The sequence below is a fragment of the Janthinobacterium sp. SUN100 genome (assembly GCF_030397705.1).
In the GTDB taxonomy this organism is placed as follows: Bacteria; Pseudomonadota; Gammaproteobacteria; order Burkholderiales; family Burkholderiaceae_D; genus Janthinobacterium; species Janthinobacterium kumbetense.
Genome location: NZ_JAPUBU010000001.1, coordinates 1,398,929 through 1,413,913, shown reverse-complemented (window position 1 = coordinate 1,413,913; position 14,985 = coordinate 1,398,929). Strand labels below are relative to the sequence as shown.

Genomic DNA, 14,985 nt, shown 5'->3' with positions numbered 1-14,985 from the left:
GACTACAACATGACATCGATTACCTCAAACCCCCTGCGCGTAGGCATCGGCGGCCCCGTCGGCTCGGGCAAGACGGCCCTGTGCGAAATGCTGTGCAAGGGCATGCGCGAGCGCTACGACATGGCCGTCATCACGAACGACATCTATACCAAGGAAGACATGGAAATCCTGCTGCGCGCCGATGCCTTGCCGGCCGAGCGCCTGATGGGTGTGGAAACGGGCGGCTGCCCGCACACGGCCATCCGCGAAGATGCGTCGATCAACCTGGAAGCCATTGCGCGCATGCAAGCAGACTTTCCGAATCTCGACTTGATCCTGGTCGAATCGGGCGGCGATAACCTGGCGGCCACCTTCAGCCCGGAATTGTCGGACTTGACGATTTACGTGATCGACGTGGCTGGCGGCGAAAAGATCCCGCGCAAGGGCGGGCCCGGCATCACGCGTTCCGATTTGCTGATCATCAACAAGACGGATCTGGCGCCCTACGTGGGCGCCAACCTGGACATCATGGCGCAGGACGCCAAACGCATGCGCGGCGAGCGTCCCTTCGTGTTCACCAACCTGCGCAGCGGCGACGGCGTGCAGATCGTTATCGATTTTATCCGCGAGCAAGGTTTGCTCGATCAACAAGGCAAGGAGTTGCAATGAGCGCAAGACTGATGAAGAAAACGGCCGCCGTGGCGGCGCTGTGCCTGCTGGCCTTGCCCGCCATGGCCCATCCCGGTCATGGCGAGAACGCCGGCTTCCTGGCCGGTTTCGCCCATCCGTTCACGGGCATCGACCATTTGCTGGCCATGCTGGGCGTGGGCATCTGGGGCGGCCCGCAGCGCGGCGGCCTGGCCCAGCCCGCCACTTTTCTCGGCATGATGCTGCTGGGCGCGCTGGCCGGCATGGTGGGATTGACGGTGCCGGGGCTGGAAACGGGCATCGCCGCCACGGTGGCGCTGGTGGGGCTGGCCATCGCGCTGGCGCTGGCCTTGCCGAACTGGCTCGGCATGGGCATGGTGGGCGTGTTTGCCTTGGCGCATGGCAATGCGCATGGCCAGGAATTGCCGGCCGCCTCGGCTGCGTGCGGCTTCATGCTGGCCTCGGCTGTCTTGCTGGGGGCGGGACGTTTCATGGGCCAGGTATTGGCCGAGCGCATGCTGCGCCTGGCCGGCGTGGCCTTGACGGCTGCCGGCGTGGTGTTGATGGGACTGAATTAAGAACCGGGACGGCGCTCCGACAGCACGATGGGCGCCGCCTTTTCCGGGTGCAAGCCCTGGTGGCCCGCATACACGGCGGCAATGGCGGCCATGTCGGCATCCTTGTCGCCCGTCAAATATAAATGGTCGACGACGCCCAGCACCTTGTTCGGGTAGTCGATATACACCAGCAACAGCGGTACCTTGGCCGCCACGGCCAGGTGATAAAAGCCGCTTTTCCAGTTCGGACGGTAGCTGCGCGTCGCTTCCGGCGTGATCGCCAGCCAATACCAGTCGGCCGCCAGCATGCGTTCGGCCTGGCGCTGAATGGTGCCGCTGGTGGTGCTGCGGTCGACGGGTTCGCCGCCCAAGTAGCGCAGCACCTTGCCCATGGGGCCGCGGAACAGGGAATCCTTGGCCAGCCAGCGGAAAGGCAGCGACAGCGCCCATTTGCCGAACAGGCCCACCATGAAATCCCAGTTGGACGTGTGCGGGTAGACGACGGCGATGCCGCGCGGCCCCGGCAGGGGACGGAAGCGCATGCGCCAGCCAAACAGGTGCAGCACGCGCAGCGCGCAACGCTGGTGCCAGGTCGGCAAGTCGCCCGCTTGTACAAATAAATCGTCCATTGATACCCTTCAGTGACACTGTTCTTAATGGGATGGCGCTGGTGGCCATTTTCCTTGAAGCAAAATTCTGCGCAGGCATTCTATACGGGGCTGGCGATGGCGACAAGCAGCCGAGGCCGCTATTCATGCGGTGTCGGGGCCGTTGCTGCTGCTATTTTAACGATGCTTGACCTCCGTGTCGGGCACTAAATGCGCACAATGTGGTCAAAACCTCATGCAGTGTTGATCCACCCGACAGGGAGCCATGGCATGAAAAACAGCATCGACGAGGTGAATGGGGAGAATGTGCGAACGGATAAGGTGATGGCCGAGCTCGTCGAGCGGGGCGTTGCTTTTCACCACGCACTGGGGCGGACGGTGGCGACAGCGTATTTGCGCGAGCACGCGGTACCGGTCGAGGTGATACGCCGCGTCTTCAGCAGCGTGCAGGCGCGCCGTCCGGCCCGGCCGGCACGGCGCCGATGGCGCTGAAGGTGAGGGAACGGCGCGGCGGCGTCAATAAAAAAGCGGCGGACGCGGCGATCGTCACGCAGTCAGTGCGTTGGTATCGTCGCGTCCACCGCCAGGGGGAATGGGCGGCGCAGTGCCGCTCAGGGTGCTTTCAGGGTGCCGCTCAGCTTGCCGTTCAGGCTTGTGCCGCCAGCGCCGGGTAGTCCGTGTAGCCGGCAGCGTCCGGAGCGTACAGGGTGTCCGGGTTCAGCGGATTCAAGGGTGCGTCGCTGTGCAGGCGGGTGGGCAGGTCGGGGTTGGCGATGAACCACAGGCCAAAGGCGACGGCATCGGCTTCGCCCTTGGCCAGCAGGGCTTCGGCCGCCGCCTTGTCCATTTTTTCGTTGGCGATGTACACGCCGCCGAATTCCTGCTTCAGGTACGGGCCCAGGCGGTCTTCGCCCAGCGCTTCGCGGGCGCAGATGAAAGCGATGCCGCGCTTGCCCAGCTCGCGTGCCACGTAGCCGAAGGTGGCGCGCGGGTCCGAGTCGCCCATGTCGTGCGCATCGCGGCGCGGCGCCAGATGCATGCCTACCTTGTCGGCGCCCCAGACTTCGATGCACGCGTCCGTCACTTCCAGCATCAAACGGGCGCGGTTTTCAATCGAACCGCCGTAGTTGTCGGTGCGCAAGTTGGTGCTGTCTTGCAGGAACTGGTCGAGCAAATAACCATTGGCGCCATGGATTTCCACGCCGTCGAAACCCGCTTTTTTCGCATTTTCGGCGCCCAGGCGGTAGGCTGCCACGATGCCGGGAATTTCTTCCGTATCGAGCGCGCGCGGCGTGACGAACTCCTGTTTCGGACGCACCAGGCTGACGTGGCCGGCCGGCTTGACGGCGCTGGGCGCCACGGGCAAGTCGCCATCGAGGAAGACGGGGGCGGAAATGCGGCCCACATGCCACAGCTGCAGCACGATCAGGCCGCCAGCGTCATGCACGGCCCGGGTGATGTGTTTCCAGCCTTCCACCTGTTCCTCGGACCAGATGCCCGGCGTGTCGGCGTAGCCCACGCCCTGCGGCGTGACGGCCGTCGCTTCCGAGATGATCATGCCGGCCGAGGCGCGCTGCGTGTAGTACTCGGCCATCAGGGCGTTGGGCACGCGGCCCGGATTGCCGGCGCGCGAACGCGTCAGCGGCGCCATGATGATGCGGTTTTTCAGTTGCAGACTGCCAATGGTGATGGGGTCGAATAAAGTTGCCATGATTATCATTTCCTTGTTGGGGCCGGTCGAGCGGCGTTGAGACGGAGTGATCGAGATGAAAGCTGTGCTTACAAACCTTGCTGCATGTGATCGAGAAAGGCCTGGATGGTGGCTTCGTTGCGGCTGAAGAAAATCCATTGGCCCACCTTGGTTGCGGAAATCAGGCCCGCCTTTTGCAAGCTGGCCAGGTGCGCCGAGACCGTCGATTGCGACAGGTTCAGGCGGCGGTCGATCAGGCCGGCGCACACGCCCAGGTGCAGCGGGTGGTCCTGCTCCTGGAAATGCTGTTCCGGCTCCTTGAGCCATTGCAGAATCTGCCGGCGCACCGGATTGGCCAGCGCCTTGTGGATGGCGTCGATATCCATATTGTTTCTCCTGAACATACAATTCGCTTTTCAGCGATGTATATATCGTAGTTGTTCAATTCTAATATCGTTGTTTTGCGATATATCTATCTTACGATATAAATGAAAAGCGTGCTGGCGGCGCGCGTTTTTGAACGGATTCAGGCGGGAAGGGGATTGCGCTGCAGCACGGCCGGGCCCGTCAACACGATGCGCACCAGGTCCACCTGGCGCTGGGCGCCGGCCTTGGCGGTGGCGCTCTTGATCTGCGTGCGCGCCGTGTGAATGGAGATGCGCTGGCGCTCGGCATATTCCTGCAGGGAATAGCCGTTGACGAGCGCTTCCGTCAGGCGCGCCTCGGCCACCGTCATGCCATAGAAATTGCGCAGGGTGGCGGCCAGGGAGGTGATCAGGTCGCTGCTATCGCTGAGAAAGACGGCGATGGCGCTGGCCGAGCCGAAAGGACTGTGCCAGGAGGGCAGGGGCGTGACGCGCAGGCGCAGCTGTTCTCCCGTCAAGCCGCTCAGGTTGAGCACGCCGCCGGGGCCGCCTGCCGCCGTCGTGCCCGTTTGCGCCGCCTCATGCAGCATGCGCCGCAGCGCGCCGTTGTCCGCTTCTCGCGGGCAATACAGGGGCGCGCCTTCACGCAACTGCAGCAGCCGCGTCGCAGCCGTCATGGCCAGCGCCCGTTCGTTGGCGTACAGCAATTGCGACGTGGCGTCGAGCAGCAGCACGCCAAACGGCAGCAATTCCAGCACCTGGGTGGAACTCCGGGACAGCACTTCCAGCCGGCGCAGCTTGCGCTGCAGGGCAAAGGCCGTCTGCAAATGCGGCATCAGGCTGCGGATCAGCGCCAGCTCGCCCGCCTCGTAGGCGCCCGCCCGTTCGCGGCGCACCACGGTGACGTTGGTGGAGCGCTCGGCGCGCAATTCGACGATGGCCGCCGCCGTATAAAAGATGTCTTGCGGGCGCAGCCAGTCCGTCCAGTATTCGGTTTTCTTCAGGCAATGGTCGGGAAACAGCATGGAGCCGGTGACGACGGCGCCTTCGTGGTGCAGGGTGGCGTCTTCCAGCCAGACATTGCGCGCGCCGTAATAGCTGGCAAAGCTGGCCATGGCATCCGTTTCGAAGCCATAGGTGGCGGACAGGCCGCTGCCGGGCAGCTGGACGTCGACCGAGCGGTTGCTGAAATCATTGGCCCAGATCAAGCCCGCGTGCGATTTCAACTGGCGTGCAAAGGCGGCAAGGAAATCTTGCCATTGGATATGTTGTGTGGCCGCTTCATAGATCAGGGTAATCAGTGCCTGGCTGGCGACGGCGAGCGATGGCGTCATTGGCGATCCTCATGGCGGCAAGCGGTGGACAAGGCATGGCGCGGGCGGCCTTGGCAGCGGCCGCCCGGCTTCCCTAGCGCGACTCCAGCCAGCTTTTTCCGCCGGAAGTGCACGTGCTGAGGCTGGCGTACTGGCTCACATAGTTATAACCGCTGCCGCAGCCCCCTTCGCCGGATTTGACGGGGCCGTAGCAAGCGCCTTCATAGCTGAGCTTACCATTGACGGTGGTGCTTTTGACACAGAAATTGTAGCTGCTGGCCACGGTGTTGTTGGGCAAGGTAGTGCCGTTGTTTTGCCCGCAGCCGAGTTCCTTGCTCACGGAGCGCGCGTAGTCGACCATTTTCTGGTACGTGCCGCTGTAGTAGGTATCCGCCTTGGCCTTTTCGCCCTGCTTGCAGGCGGCGATCACACTGTCATAGCCGGAATCGGCCTGGGCGTAGTTGCCCGATACCTGGATGCCGCAGGCGCTGGCCTGCTTGCGTTCCGTATCGCTGATCAGATTGTTGTACTGGCAGGTGGGCGAGGTGCCGCCGCTGGCGCTGGTGGAGCCGCCGCCCGAGCCACTGTCGGCGCTGCTGCCGCCGCCGCAGGCGGACAGCATGAGGCAGCCGAGCAAAGTGACGGCAAAGGTAGTTGGATGTGCTTGCATGATTTTCCCTGGGAAGGTGACTTGCCACCATGTGTCTGGTGGTATCTTTGCTACAAGGAATTGTATCGGGCATGTTTTTTGGAAACATCACCCATTTGGGGTATGCGCCGGCGGCACGGAGTGGGGTAGGGCGGCCGGCTGGCCGCCCCGGCGAGGATCAGGCGAAGTGGAACAGCAGCAAGGCGATGACGGCAGGCACCGTTTGCAGGTAGAGGATGCGCGTCATGACGGTGGCCGCGCCCCATGCGCCGGCCACGGCGATGCACGCCAGGCCGAACACGGTAAACGCATGGGCGATGGCCGCGTCCGGGTGAAAAAAGCCCAGCGCCAGCGCCGCGACGAGAAAACCGTTGTAGCAACCCTGGTTCGACATGGCGGGACGCACGATCTCCGCTTTTTCCTTCGATAGGCCAAACACCTTGCGTCCGCGCGCATCGAACAGCACGGTTTCCAGCAGCACGATATACACGTGCAGCAGCAGGATGAGGGCGGTAAGGATTTGGGCCAGAAGTAGCATCATTGTTCCCGAAAGTGAATGGATGCGCCAATTATGCTGCCATCAGCATGTTTTTTGGCAACTTTCGATTGGAGCGGCCACACTAGAAAAATGTGCTGGCGGCAAGCCTTTTCACCCAATGGTATACTTTTCCTTTTGCTCCTGTGGGGACGACCCCGCTCGATGACGGGGCTGCATGGCGGGGACGACCCTGCCGCCTCAGGAGAGTACGATGGCGTGGATTATTTTGGTATTGGCTGGTTTGCTGGAAATCGGCTGGGCCATCGGCCTCAAATACAGTGCCGGCTTTACCCGCCTCGTGCCATCCGTGCTGACGGCTATTTCCATGCTGGGCAGCGTGGTGATGCTGGGCCTGGCCTTGCGCACCTTGCCGCTGGGCACGGCGTACGCCATCTGGACGGGCATCGGCACCGTCGGCACGGCCATCTTCGGCATCATGGTGCTGGGCGAACCGGCCAGCGCCGCGCGCATCGCCTGCATCGCCCTGATCGTGTCGGGCATCCTGGGCTTGAAATTACTCAGCCCCCAATAACGGACGCCAGCATGAGCCTCGCCATGACGTATTTCTACCTTGCCATCGCCATCATCGCCGAAGTGATCGCCACCAGCGCCTTGAAGGCGTCCGAGGGCTTCAGCCGCTTGTGGCCCAGCGTCATCACCGTGGTTGGCTACAGCATCGCTTTCTGGTGCCTGTCCCTGACCTTGAAGGTCATTCCCACCGGCATCGTGTACGCGATCTGGTCGGGCGTGGGCATCGTGCTCATTTCCGCCGTCGGCTGGTTCTGGTTCAAGCAAAGCCTCGACACGCCGGCCTTGATCGGCCTGGGGCTGATCATTGCCGGCGTGCTCGTCATTAACTTGTTCTCCAAGTCGGTCGGGCAGTAATCAAAAGCTGCTGGCCACGCGTGCCAGGTAATACCACTCGGCATTGGCTGCCGCATTGACGTCGGGGAACAGGATATAGGCGTCGAATTCGGCCGTCACGGGCGTGCCGTCTGCGCGCACGCCGATCTGCTCGCCCTGTTTGACCTTGTCAAAGCTGGACCAGGTCTTGATGAAACGGTCGCTTGCATGCAGCTTGTCGTGCACGACGACCATGTTCAGCGCTTCCATGTCGGCGTCGGCGATGGCTTCCGGTTGCGGCGCGTCAATGAAACCGAGGAAAGCCAAGGTGTTCATGATGGCGCGGTAAGCGACATCCGGCGCGGCCGGGTCCGCATGCTGGCCGCATTCCAGGGTGAGGGCGTAACCGCCCGTCGAGCGCATGTATTCCGTCGTGCCCACGCCGTAGCGCAAGACCAGGCCTACCTGGTCGCTATTGCCCAGGCGGCGCTGCACGCCCTGGCCATACGCATGCAGCCAGCCGTCGACGAAGCGGCGCACGCCCAGGCGGCGCGCCAGCGCGCGTTCCTTTTCTTCATGTTTAAAAGGTTGCAGCGGGCCGTCGTTGTTGCGCGGTCCCACCATGACGAAGGGTTGGCTGTCGGCATTGAACGAGTGCAAGTCGAGCAGCACGTCATGCTGGCCCAGCAGCGGACACAGCCAATTGGCGATGCGGTCTTCGAAATCTTGCGGATTGTCGTTCGGGAACAGGTTGCGGTTCAGGTTGCGGTCGCCGCTGCGCACGCCCTTGGCGTAAGCGAGCGGGTTGGTGATGGGCACGAACGTGACGCTGCCGGCCACGATGGACAGGGCGCCGCTGTCGAGTTCAGCCATCACGCGGTGGATGCCCTTGGTGCCGCAGGTTTCATTGCCGTGCACGGCGCCGGTGACGATCAGGCGCGGGCCGCTGCCCTGGCCCGTGTAGTTGATGGACTTGAAGTGGAGTGCGCTGCTCATGCTGGACATATCCTATTGGTATCAGGGAAGGGAAAGCGGGGTCGGCATATTTTAGCGGGATTCGCGGCAGGCACCCGTAAAAATGTCGCCAGGAATGTACCCATCGCCCATCCCGGCATGGCATGATCGGCGCCAATGTTGTTTTCCCTTGCCGATTCCATGACCAGTACGTCCCATCCTTCCCGCCTGTACGGCCTCGACACCTTGCGCGCGCTGGCCATCGTGCTGGTCTTCATGAACCATTATTCGTTGTTCGTCAGCGAGGGCGGGGCGTTTGGTTTCTGGGGAGAAATCGGCTGGACGGGCGTGGACCTGTTCTTTGCCCTCAGCGGCTACCTGATCGGCAACCAGATCTTTGCGGCCTTGCGCAGCGAGCAAGGCTTTTCCTTGCCGCACTTCTATGCGCGGCGCTTCCTGCGCACCTTGCCCAGTTTCTATGCCGTGCTGGCCCTGTATTATTTGTGGCCCGCGTTTCGCGGCGATAGCGCGCTACTTCCCCTGTGGAAATTCCTGACGTTTACGCAAAACATCAATCTGACGCCGGGCACGGCGTTTTCCCATGCGTGGTCCTTGTGCGTGGAAGAGCAGTTCTACGTGCTGCTGCCGGCCGTGGCGCTGGCGATCGCGGCTTGCCGCAAGTCCCTGCTGTGGGCGTGGGTGGCCGTGGCCGCCAGCTTTATCGTCGGCATGCTGCTGCGTGCTTATCTGTGGGATGAATACGTGCACGTGCCGCGAGGCGGCCTCGGCTATTACAAATACATTTATTACGCGTCGTGGTGCCGTTTCGACGAGCTGGTGGCGGGCGTGGCGCTGGCGCTGCTGAAAAACTACCACCCTGGCGCCTGGCTGCGCCTGACGTCTTATGGCAATCGCACCTTGCTGGCGGGAATCTTTGGCACGGCGCTGATGTTTTACGTGTTCGTCGCCGATCACTATGGTTATTGGGTGACGGTGTTCGGCTATCCGGCCCTGGCCGCCAGTTTTACCTTATTGCTGATCGCCGCGCTGAGTCCTGCCAGTGCTTTGTATCAATTGCGCGTGCCGGGCGCGGCCAGCCTGGCCCTGTGGTCGTATGCGATCTACCTGCTGCACAAGCAGCTGTGCATTCTGCTGCGGCCCTTGTTGCAAGACTTTGGCTACGGGCCGGATGGCCTCACCGCAATACTGGTCAGTATCGCTGTCAGCATCGTCACGGGCTGGCTCTTATATAGATTGGTGGAAACGCCGTTCATGCGATTGCGGGCGCGCTATGTGCCTGCCAATCACGCGTGACGATTACATGTCGATCACGTCCAGTCCCCGCGGCGTGCCCACCAGCAGTTCCAGGATGGCATGCACGCGCAGGTTCGTCTCTTCATGTGCAGTGTTGAAGATCAGGGCGCGCAGGCCAGGCACGGCTTCCATGATGTGCTCGCTGGCGTAGGCATTGATCAATAACAAGACCAGGTCCGTGGCGCCCGCGCCGGGCTGGCGCCGCAGCCGGTCGTGGATCACGTTCAGCAGCGCGCGCTGCATGCGCGGCGTGGGATTGGTGATGTAGGCGAAGACGCTCGGCGTGTTGGCGATGGCTGCGCAGAGGCGCCGTTCCATCTCGTCGGGTTTTACGTCGGAGGCGATATCGAAATACGCGGCTTCCCAGCGCGTGCGCGCATATGGGTGGCCGGGCGGGAAAGAGTCGGCCGTTTCAAAACCGCAGATGCGGCTCAGGGTTTTCAGCCAGGCGAATAGGGTGGAGTTCATGCCGCGATTCTAGCGGCATTCCGCGTGCGCCGGGCCCTCTCTATATAAAGGGGGCTGACGCCCCGAGAAATGATTAAAGTTTCCTGTAAAAGAGCCCTTGTCATTCTGGGAAAGCCTCTCTATAATGCTGGTCTTCGGGGCGGTTAGTTCAGCTGGTTAGAATACTTGGTCGACATCCAAGGGGTCGGGGATTCGAATTCCTCACCGCCCACCAGAATTTAGTAGTAAGCAGTTTTCAAGAGTTTTAAGCTGGCGCAAGCCGCAAGCGGTCATTTGAAATACAATGATCAACAAAAGTTTTACGGGCGGTTAGTTCAGCTGGTTAGAATACTTGGTCGACATCCAAGGGGTCGGGGATTCGAATTCCTCACCGCCCACCAGAATGCAGTTAGAGAGAAAGGTAAAACCGGTTATGACACCGCGAACTACTACCAAGCTTTGGGAGTGACGCTAGTCGAACGGGTTTCCTTTGTCTCAAGAAAGTGAAAAACGCGGCTAGTCCGCGTTTTTTTGCGTCTGCGTTTTCCTTTCAGTTATTTACCCATCACATTGCAGTTTTACCTGGCGCCAGCGCCGATATGGAGATCAATATGCTTACAATCCGACTTCCCGATGGTTCCGCCCGTCAATTTGACGGCCCGGTCACCGTGGCCCAGGTTGCGGCCAATATTGGTACCGGCCTGGCCAAGGCTGCCCTGGCCGGCAAGGTCGATGGCAAGCTGGTCGATACTTCCTATCTGATCGAGCAAGATGCGGAACTGGCGATTGTGACGGACAAGGACGCCGATGGCCTGGAAGTGATCCGCCACTCGACGGCCCACTTGCTGGCGTATGCCGTCAAGGAATTGTTCCCGGAAGCGCAAGTGACCATCGGTCCCGTGATCGATAACGGTTTTTACTATGACTTCGCCTACAAGCGCCCGTTCACGCCGGAAGACCTGGTCGCGATCGAAAAGAAAATGGCGGAACTGGCCAAGAAGGATGAGCAAGTCACGCGCAAGGTTGTCGCGCGCGACGAAGCCATCGAATACTTCAAGGGCATCGGCGAAGCCTACAAGGCTGAATTGATTGGTTCGATCCCGGCCGACCAGGAAGTGTCGCTGTATTCCGAAGGCAAGTTCACGGACTTGTGCCGCGGCCCCCACGTGCCATCGACGGGCAAGCTGAAAGTCTTCAAGCTGATGAAGCTGGCCGGCGCCTACTGGCGCGGCGACTCGAAAAACGAGATGCTGCAGCGTATCTACGGCACGGCCTGGGCCAAGAAGGAGGATCAGGAACTGTATCTGCACAACCTGGAAGAGGCGGAAAAGCGCGACCACCGCAAGCTGGGTAAACAGCTCGATTTCTTCCATTTCCAGGAAGAAGCGCCAGGCCTGATCTTCTGGCACCCGAAGGGCTGGTCGATCTGGCAGCAAGTCGAGCAATACATGCGCAATGTGTACCAGGTCAACGGTTACCAGGAAGTCAAGGCGCCGCAAATCCTCGACCGTGGCCTGTGGGAAAAAACCGGTCACTGGGATAATTACCGTGAAAACATGTTCATCACGGAATCGGAAAACCGCGCCTATGCGCTGAAACCGATGAATTGCCCTGGCCATATCCAGATTTTCAACAATGGCATGCGCAGCTACCGCGACTTGCCATTGCGCTACGGCGAATTCGGCCAATGCCACCGCAACGAACCGTCGGGCGCCTTGCACGGCATGATGCGCGTGCGCGGCTTTACGCAGGACGATGGCCACATTTTCTGCCTGGAAGAGCAGATCGCCGGAGAAGTGACGGCGTTCCACCAGCAGGCGATGGATGTGTACACGGCTTTCGGCTTTACGAATATCGACGTGAAACTGGCGCTGCGCCCGGATAACCGCATCGGTACGGAAGAGTCGTGGGATTTCGCCGAGGAATCCCTGCGTTCGGCCCTGCGCGCCTGCGGCGTGGAGTGGACGGAATTGCCGGGCGAGGGTGCATTCTATGGTCCGAAGATCGAATACCACCTGAAAGACAGCCTGGGCCGCGCATGGCAAGTGGGCACCGTGCAGATCGATCCGTCGATGCCGGGTCGCCTGGGCGCCGAATATGTGGCCGTGGATAACACGCGCCAGGTGCCCATCATGCTGCACCGCGCGATCGTCGGTTCGCTGGAACGTTTCATCGGCATCCTGATCGAACACTATGCGGGCGCCATGCCGCTGTGGTTGTCGCCAGTGCAAGTGTCGGTGTTGAATATTTCCGACGCTCAAGCTGATTATGTACAAGAAGTAACAACAAAACTGCGCAAAGCGGGGCTGCGCGTACAGGCTGATTTGCGTAACGAGAAGATTACCTATAAAATACGTGAACATTCCGTACAAAAATTGCCTTACATCTTAGTGATTGGCGACAAAGAGCGGGATGCGAATACAGTGGCCGTGCGGGCGCGGGGCAATGTCGATCTGGGCGTCATGTCCGTCGATGCCCTGATTGAGCGACTCAAACATGAAGTCGACACCAAGGCCTGACGAGGAAACTCGCTGCACGACCGTCTTACAAGATTTTTAAAGGAAATTACAATAGCTACTGACAAGTCACATCGCATCAATGGCGAAATCACTGCCCCTGAAATGCGTTTAAGCGGGGTCGATAACGAGCCACTCGGTATCGTAAGTTTGGCTGAAGCCTTCCGCCTGGCGGAAGAGGCAAACGTCGACCTGGTGGAAATTGCGCCTACCGCGCAGCCACCGGTGTGCCGTTTGATGGACTACGGCAAATTTAAGTATTCGGAGCAAAAGAAAGCTCACGAAGCCAAATTGAAGCAAAAGATCATCCTCGTGAAGGAAGTCAAATTCCGTCCGGGGACTGATGATGGTGACTACAATATCAAGTTGCGTAATCTCATCAAGTTCCTCGAAGATGGCGATAAAACCAAGATCACCTTGCGTTTCCGCGGTCGTGAGATGGCGCATCAGGATATTGGCTTCCGCATGCTGGAACGTCTGAAAGCCGATCTGGAGCCGTACGGCCAGGTCGAGCAGTTCCCGAAGATGGAAGGCCGCCAAATGATCATGGTTCTTTCGCCTAAGAAGAAGAAGTAAGATACAATAGCGTTTTACTGTGGGTGGAAACTGCTCGCGCCGGCATTGGCGCGGTGTCAAACCCCAGGCAGAATTTGCGCGGCCCGGTCAGCAATGTCCGGGCCGCGTGAACTGTAGTGGACTCGCATCCGCTGCACAACATGTGAAAGCAGGCATCTAAGCGCAGCGTCGTGTTGCCACCTGCAATCCTGTTATAAATGGAGCTGTCCGTAAGAGGACAGATTGCTATGCCTAAAATGAAGACCAAAAGCTCCGCGAAAAAACGTTTTCGCGTGCGTCCAGGTGGAACAGTCAAGTCGGGTCACGCGTTCAAACGCCACATCCTGACCAAGAAAACCACCAAAAACAAACGTCAGTTGCGCGGTACCCGTAACATCAACGCATCGGATGTCACATCCGTCATGCGCATGATGCCGACTGCTTAATCTCACACTCAATTTAAGGAGTTACTATGCCTAGAGTAAAACGTGGGGTTACAGCTCGTGCCCGTCATAAGAAGATTCTTGTTCAAGCTAAAGGCTACCGTGGTCGCCGCAGCCGTGTATACCGTGTTGCCAAGCAAGCAGTTATGCGCGCTGGCCAATACGCTTACCGCGATCGCCGCAACAAGAAGCGCGTTTTCCGCCGCCTGTGGATCGCCCGTATCAACGCCGCTTCCCGTGAGCATGGCGTAACGTACAGCGTATTCATGAACGGCTTGAAAAAAGCAAATATCGAACTGGACCGTAAAGTCCTGGCCGATATGGCTGTGATGGACAAGCCAGCATTCGCTGCGATTGTCAACGCAGTTAAAGCAAAAATCGCTGCGTAAGCATCGGTCATTGCACAACGTCATCCGTAGGGTGACGTCATAAAGAGCGGGGCAGGGGTTTTAACACCTTATGCCCCGTTTCCGTTTTTGATTGTTGGATTTTAGATAACTGAGTCCAGAATTGATGTCCAAAACAGGAAATGCCGCATGAACTCCCTAGAAGAACTCGTCGTCTCGGCCCAGGCTGACTTTATCGCCGCCGCAGACGCTGCCGCACTTGAAAACGCCAAAGCCCGCTACCTGGGCAAGACTGGCCAGATTACTGAAATGATGAAGGGCCTGGGCAAGCTGGACCCGGACGCGCGCAAGGCGCAAGGCGCCTTGATCAACGCCGTCAAAGTGCAGATCGAGGACGCGCTGACGGCGCGCCGTGATGCACTGGCCGATGCCCAGATGCAAGGCCGCCTGAACGCCGAAGCGATCGACGTGACCCTGCCAGGCCGTGGCCGCATGCCCGGCGGCATCCATCCCGTGATGCGCACGTGGGAGCGTGTCGAGGAAATCTTCCGCTCCATCGGTTTCGACGTGGCCGACGGCCCCGAAATCGAGAACGACTGGACCAACTTCACGGCGCTCAACAGCCCGGAAAACCATCCAGCCCGTTCCATGCAAGACACTTTCTACATCGACGGCAACGATACCGATGGCAAGCCCTTGCTGCTGCGCACGCACACGAGCCCGATGCAGGTGCGCTATGCGCGCACGCACACGCCGCCGATCAAGGTCATCGCGCCGGGCCGCACCTACCGCGTCGACAGCGACGCCACCCATTCGCCGATGTTCCACCAGGTCGAAGGCCTGTGGATCGCCGAAGACATCAGCTTTGCCGACCTGAAGGGCGTGTACCTGAACTTCGTCAAGGCATTCTTCGAGACGGACGACTTGCAAGTGCGCTTCCGCCCGTCGTACTTCCCGTTTACGGAACCGTCGGCCGAGATCGACATCGCCTTCGGTTCGGGCCCGCTGAAAGGCCGCTGGCTGGAAGTGTCGGGCGCCGGCCAGGTGCATCCGACCGTGGTGAAGAACTTCGGCCTCGATCCCGAGAAATTCATCGGTTTTGCTTTCGGCTCCGGCCTGGAACGCTTGACGATGTTGCGCTACGGCATCAACGACCTGCGCCTGTTCTATGAGGGCGACTTGCGTTTCCTGAAGCAGTTCAACTAAGCATTGTTCCGTT

19 protein-coding genes and 2 tRNA genes are annotated in these 14,985 nt (G+C 60.1%); 13 read left to right on the top strand and 8 right to left on the bottom strand.

Annotated features, from left to right (window positions below; genetic code table 11):
• The first annotated feature begins 9 nt into the window (after nt 1–9).
• Both ureG and O0881_RS06135 read left to right on the top strand, forming a co-directional pair.
• Nucleotides 10–648 (top strand): urease accessory protein UreG, encoded by a 639-nt coding sequence (gene ureG, locus O0881_RS06140; RefSeq protein WP_289910589.1) that lies wholly within the window; start codon nt 10–12, stop codon nt 646–648.
• The gene (locus tag O0881_RS06135; RefSeq protein ID WP_289910588.1) at nt 645–1,205 is read left to right on the top strand and encodes a HupE/UreJ family protein; all 561 of its coding nucleotides are present in this window, start codon (nt 645–647) and stop codon (nt 1,203–1,205) included. Before ureG ends, O0881_RS06135 begins: the two co-directional genes overlap by 4 nt.
• Here the strand turns inward: O0881_RS06135 and O0881_RS06130 are convergent.
• Complete coding sequence (locus tag O0881_RS06130; protein WP_099667400.1) at nt 1,202–1,813, bottom strand: 1-acyl-sn-glycerol-3-phosphate acyltransferase; 612 nt, start codon at nt 1,811–1,813, stop codon at nt 1,202–1,204. The two genes, O0881_RS06135 and O0881_RS06130, sit on opposite strands and share 4 nt — an antisense overlap.
• A 249-nt stretch (nt 1,814–2,062) precedes the next feature.
• On the opposite strand from O0881_RS06130, the gene O0881_RS06125 reads away from it, so the two are divergent.
• Nucleotides 2,063–2,284, top strand: a complete 222-nt coding sequence (locus O0881_RS06125; RefSeq protein WP_077406246.1) for a hypothetical protein — start codon at nt 2,063–2,065, stop codon at nt 2,282–2,284.
• Nucleotides 2,285–2,438: 154 nt separating this feature from the next.
• On the opposite strand, the gene O0881_RS06120 is transcribed toward O0881_RS06125, so the two are convergent.
• The 5 genes from O0881_RS06120 to O0881_RS06100 form a co-directional block, all read right to left on the bottom strand.
• Nucleotides 2,439–3,503: an alkene reductase gene (locus O0881_RS06120; RefSeq protein WP_099667401.1), complete on the bottom strand. Its 1,065-nt coding sequence runs from the start codon at nt 3,501–3,503 to the stop codon at nt 2,439–2,441.
• Nucleotides 3,504–3,571: 68 nt separating this feature from the next.
• The gene (locus O0881_RS06115; protein ID WP_289910587.1) at nt 3,572–3,868 is read right to left on the bottom strand and encodes a helix-turn-helix transcriptional regulator; all 297 of its coding nucleotides are present in this window, start codon (nt 3,866–3,868) and stop codon (nt 3,572–3,574) included.
• A 140-nt stretch (nt 3,869–4,008) separates the two neighbouring features.
• Nucleotides 4,009–5,181, bottom strand: coding sequence for a helix-turn-helix transcriptional regulator (locus tag O0881_RS06110; RefSeq protein ID WP_289910586.1), 1,173 nt, complete (start codon nt 5,179–5,181; stop codon nt 4,009–4,011).
• A gap of 73 nt (nt 5,182–5,254) precedes the next feature.
• Nucleotides 5,255–5,830, bottom strand: coding sequence for a hypothetical protein (locus tag O0881_RS06105; RefSeq protein ID WP_289910584.1), 576 nt, complete (start codon nt 5,828–5,830; stop codon nt 5,255–5,257).
• Between the two features lie 157 nt (nt 5,831–5,987).
• On the bottom strand, nt 5,988–6,347 hold the full coding sequence (locus O0881_RS06100) for a DUF1304 domain-containing protein (RefSeq protein WP_150131136.1): 360 nt from the start codon (nt 6,345–6,347) through the stop codon (nt 5,988–5,990).
• 211 nt (nt 6,348–6,558) lie between these two features.
• Between O0881_RS06100 and sugE the strand changes: the two genes are divergently transcribed.
• Both sugE and O0881_RS06090 read left to right on the top strand, forming a co-directional pair.
• The gene (gene sugE / locus O0881_RS06095) at nt 6,559–6,879 is read left to right on the top strand and encodes a quaternary ammonium compound efflux SMR transporter SugE (RefSeq protein ID WP_034783172.1); all 321 of its coding nucleotides are present in this window, start codon (nt 6,559–6,561) and stop codon (nt 6,877–6,879) included.
• Between the two features lie 23 nt (nt 6,880–6,902).
• A complete protein-coding gene (locus O0881_RS06090) occupies nt 6,903–7,232 on the top strand; it encodes an SMR family transporter (RefSeq protein ID WP_289911459.1) in 330 nt (109 codons plus the stop codon).
• Here O0881_RS06090 and O0881_RS06085 read toward each other — a convergent pair whose 3' ends face one another.
• A complete protein-coding gene (locus O0881_RS06085; protein WP_289910583.1) occupies nt 7,233–8,186 on the bottom strand; it encodes a succinylglutamate desuccinylase/aspartoacylase family protein in 954 nt (317 codons plus the stop codon).
• A 159-nt stretch (nt 8,187–8,345) separates the two neighbouring features.
• Here O0881_RS06085 and O0881_RS06080 point away from each other — a divergent pair, with 159 nt between their 5' ends.
• A complete protein-coding gene (locus tag O0881_RS06080; protein WP_289910582.1) occupies nt 8,346–9,458 on the top strand; it encodes an acyltransferase in 1,113 nt (370 codons plus the stop codon).
• A 3-nt stretch (nt 9,459–9,461) separates the two neighbouring features.
• On the opposite strand, the gene O0881_RS06075 is transcribed toward O0881_RS06080, so the two are convergent.
• On the bottom strand, nt 9,462–9,926 hold the full coding sequence (locus tag O0881_RS06075; RefSeq protein WP_289910581.1) for a hypothetical protein: 465 nt from the start codon (nt 9,924–9,926) through the stop codon (nt 9,462–9,464).
• 137 nt (nt 9,927–10,063) lie between these two features.
• On the opposite strand from O0881_RS06075, the gene O0881_RS06070 reads away from it, so the two are divergent.
• The 7 genes from O0881_RS06070 to pheS all read left to right on the top strand — a co-directional run bounded on the left by O0881_RS06070 (nt 10,064) and on the right by pheS (nt 14,972).
• Nucleotides 10,064–10,140, top strand: a tRNA-Val gene (locus tag O0881_RS06070).
• Between the two features lie 89 nt (nt 10,141–10,229).
• Nucleotides 10,230–10,306, top strand: a tRNA-Val gene (locus O0881_RS06065).
• Between the two features lie 210 nt (nt 10,307–10,516).
• Nucleotides 10,517–12,424, top strand: coding sequence for a threonine--tRNA ligase (gene thrS, locus O0881_RS06060; protein WP_102294334.1), 1,908 nt, complete (start codon nt 10,517–10,519; stop codon nt 12,422–12,424).
• Nucleotides 12,425–12,475: 51 nt separating this feature from the next.
• Nucleotides 12,476–12,997 (top strand): translation initiation factor IF-3, encoded by a 522-nt coding sequence (infC, locus tag O0881_RS06055; RefSeq protein ID WP_071650129.1) that lies wholly within the window; start codon nt 12,476–12,478, stop codon nt 12,995–12,997.
• A gap of 227 nt (nt 12,998–13,224) precedes the next feature.
• Nucleotides 13,225–13,422: a 50S ribosomal protein L35 gene (gene rpmI / locus O0881_RS06050; protein WP_038493025.1), complete on the top strand. Its 198-nt coding sequence runs from the start codon at nt 13,225–13,227 to the stop codon at nt 13,420–13,422.
• 26 nt (nt 13,423–13,448) lie between these two features.
• Entirely contained in the window at nt 13,449–13,808 is a 360-nt protein-coding gene (gene rplT / locus O0881_RS06045; protein WP_010399214.1) for a 50S ribosomal protein L20, read from the top strand.
• Nucleotides 13,809–13,955: 147 nt separating this feature from the next.
• Nucleotides 13,956–14,972 carry a phenylalanine--tRNA ligase subunit alpha gene (gene pheS, locus O0881_RS06040; protein ID WP_034751917.1) on the top strand — a complete coding sequence of 339 codons (1,017 nt, stop codon included), beginning with the start codon at nt 13,956–13,958 and terminating at the stop codon, nt 14,970–14,972.
• Nucleotides 14,973–14,985 lie beyond the last annotated feature (13 nt).

What these genes read in the sequence shown, in the direction of transcription:
- ureG (WP_289910589.1), top strand. Translation starts at nt 10, where the DNA reads ATGACATCGATTACCTCAAACCCCCTGCGCGTAGGCATCGGCGGCCCC.
- O0881_RS06135 (WP_289910588.1), top strand. Translation starts at nt 645, where the DNA reads ATGAGCGCAAGACTGATGAAGAAAACGGCCGCCGTGGCGGCGCTGTGC.
- O0881_RS06130 (WP_099667400.1), bottom strand. Translation starts at nt 1,813, where the DNA reads ATGGACGATTTATTTGTACAAGCGGGCGACTTGCCGACCTGGCACCAG.
- O0881_RS06125 (WP_077406246.1), top strand. Translation starts at nt 2,063, where the DNA reads ATGAAAAACAGCATCGACGAGGTGAATGGGGAGAATGTGCGAACGGAT.
- O0881_RS06120 (WP_099667401.1), bottom strand. Translation starts at nt 3,503, where the DNA reads ATGGCAACTTTATTCGACCCCATCACCATTGGCAGTCTGCAACTGAAA.
- O0881_RS06115 (WP_289910587.1), bottom strand. Translation starts at nt 3,868, where the DNA reads ATGGATATCGACGCCATCCACAAGGCGCTGGCCAATCCGGTGCGCCGG.
- O0881_RS06110 (WP_289910586.1), bottom strand. Translation starts at nt 5,181, where the DNA reads ATGACGCCATCGCTCGCCGTCGCCAGCCAGGCACTGATTACCCTGATC.
- O0881_RS06105 (WP_289910584.1), bottom strand. Translation starts at nt 5,830, where the DNA reads ATGCAAGCACATCCAACTACCTTTGCCGTCACTTTGCTCGGCTGCCTC.
- O0881_RS06100 (WP_150131136.1), bottom strand. Translation starts at nt 6,347, where the DNA reads ATGCTACTTCTGGCCCAAATCCTTACCGCCCTCATCCTGCTGCTGCAC.
- sugE (WP_034783172.1), top strand. Translation starts at nt 6,559, where the DNA reads ATGGCGTGGATTATTTTGGTATTGGCTGGTTTGCTGGAAATCGGCTGG.
- O0881_RS06090 (WP_289911459.1), top strand. Translation starts at nt 6,903, where the DNA reads ATGACGTATTTCTACCTTGCCATCGCCATCATCGCCGAAGTGATCGCC.
- O0881_RS06085 (WP_289910583.1), bottom strand. Translation starts at nt 8,186, where the DNA reads ATGAGCAGCGCACTCCACTTCAAGTCCATCAACTACACGGGCCAGGGC.
- O0881_RS06080 (WP_289910582.1), top strand. Translation starts at nt 8,346, where the DNA reads ATGACCAGTACGTCCCATCCTTCCCGCCTGTACGGCCTCGACACCTTG.
- O0881_RS06075 (WP_289910581.1), bottom strand. Translation starts at nt 9,926, where the DNA reads ATGAACTCCACCCTATTCGCCTGGCTGAAAACCCTGAGCCGCATCTGC.
- thrS (WP_102294334.1), top strand. Translation starts at nt 10,517, where the DNA reads ATGCTTACAATCCGACTTCCCGATGGTTCCGCCCGTCAATTTGACGGC.
- rpmI (WP_038493025.1), top strand. Translation starts at nt 13,225, where the DNA reads ATGCCTAAAATGAAGACCAAAAGCTCCGCGAAAAAACGTTTTCGCGTG.
- rplT (WP_010399214.1), top strand. Translation starts at nt 13,449, where the DNA reads ATGCCTAGAGTAAAACGTGGGGTTACAGCTCGTGCCCGTCATAAGAAG.
- pheS (WP_034751917.1), top strand. Translation starts at nt 13,956, where the DNA reads ATGAACTCCCTAGAAGAACTCGTCGTCTCGGCCCAGGCTGACTTTATC.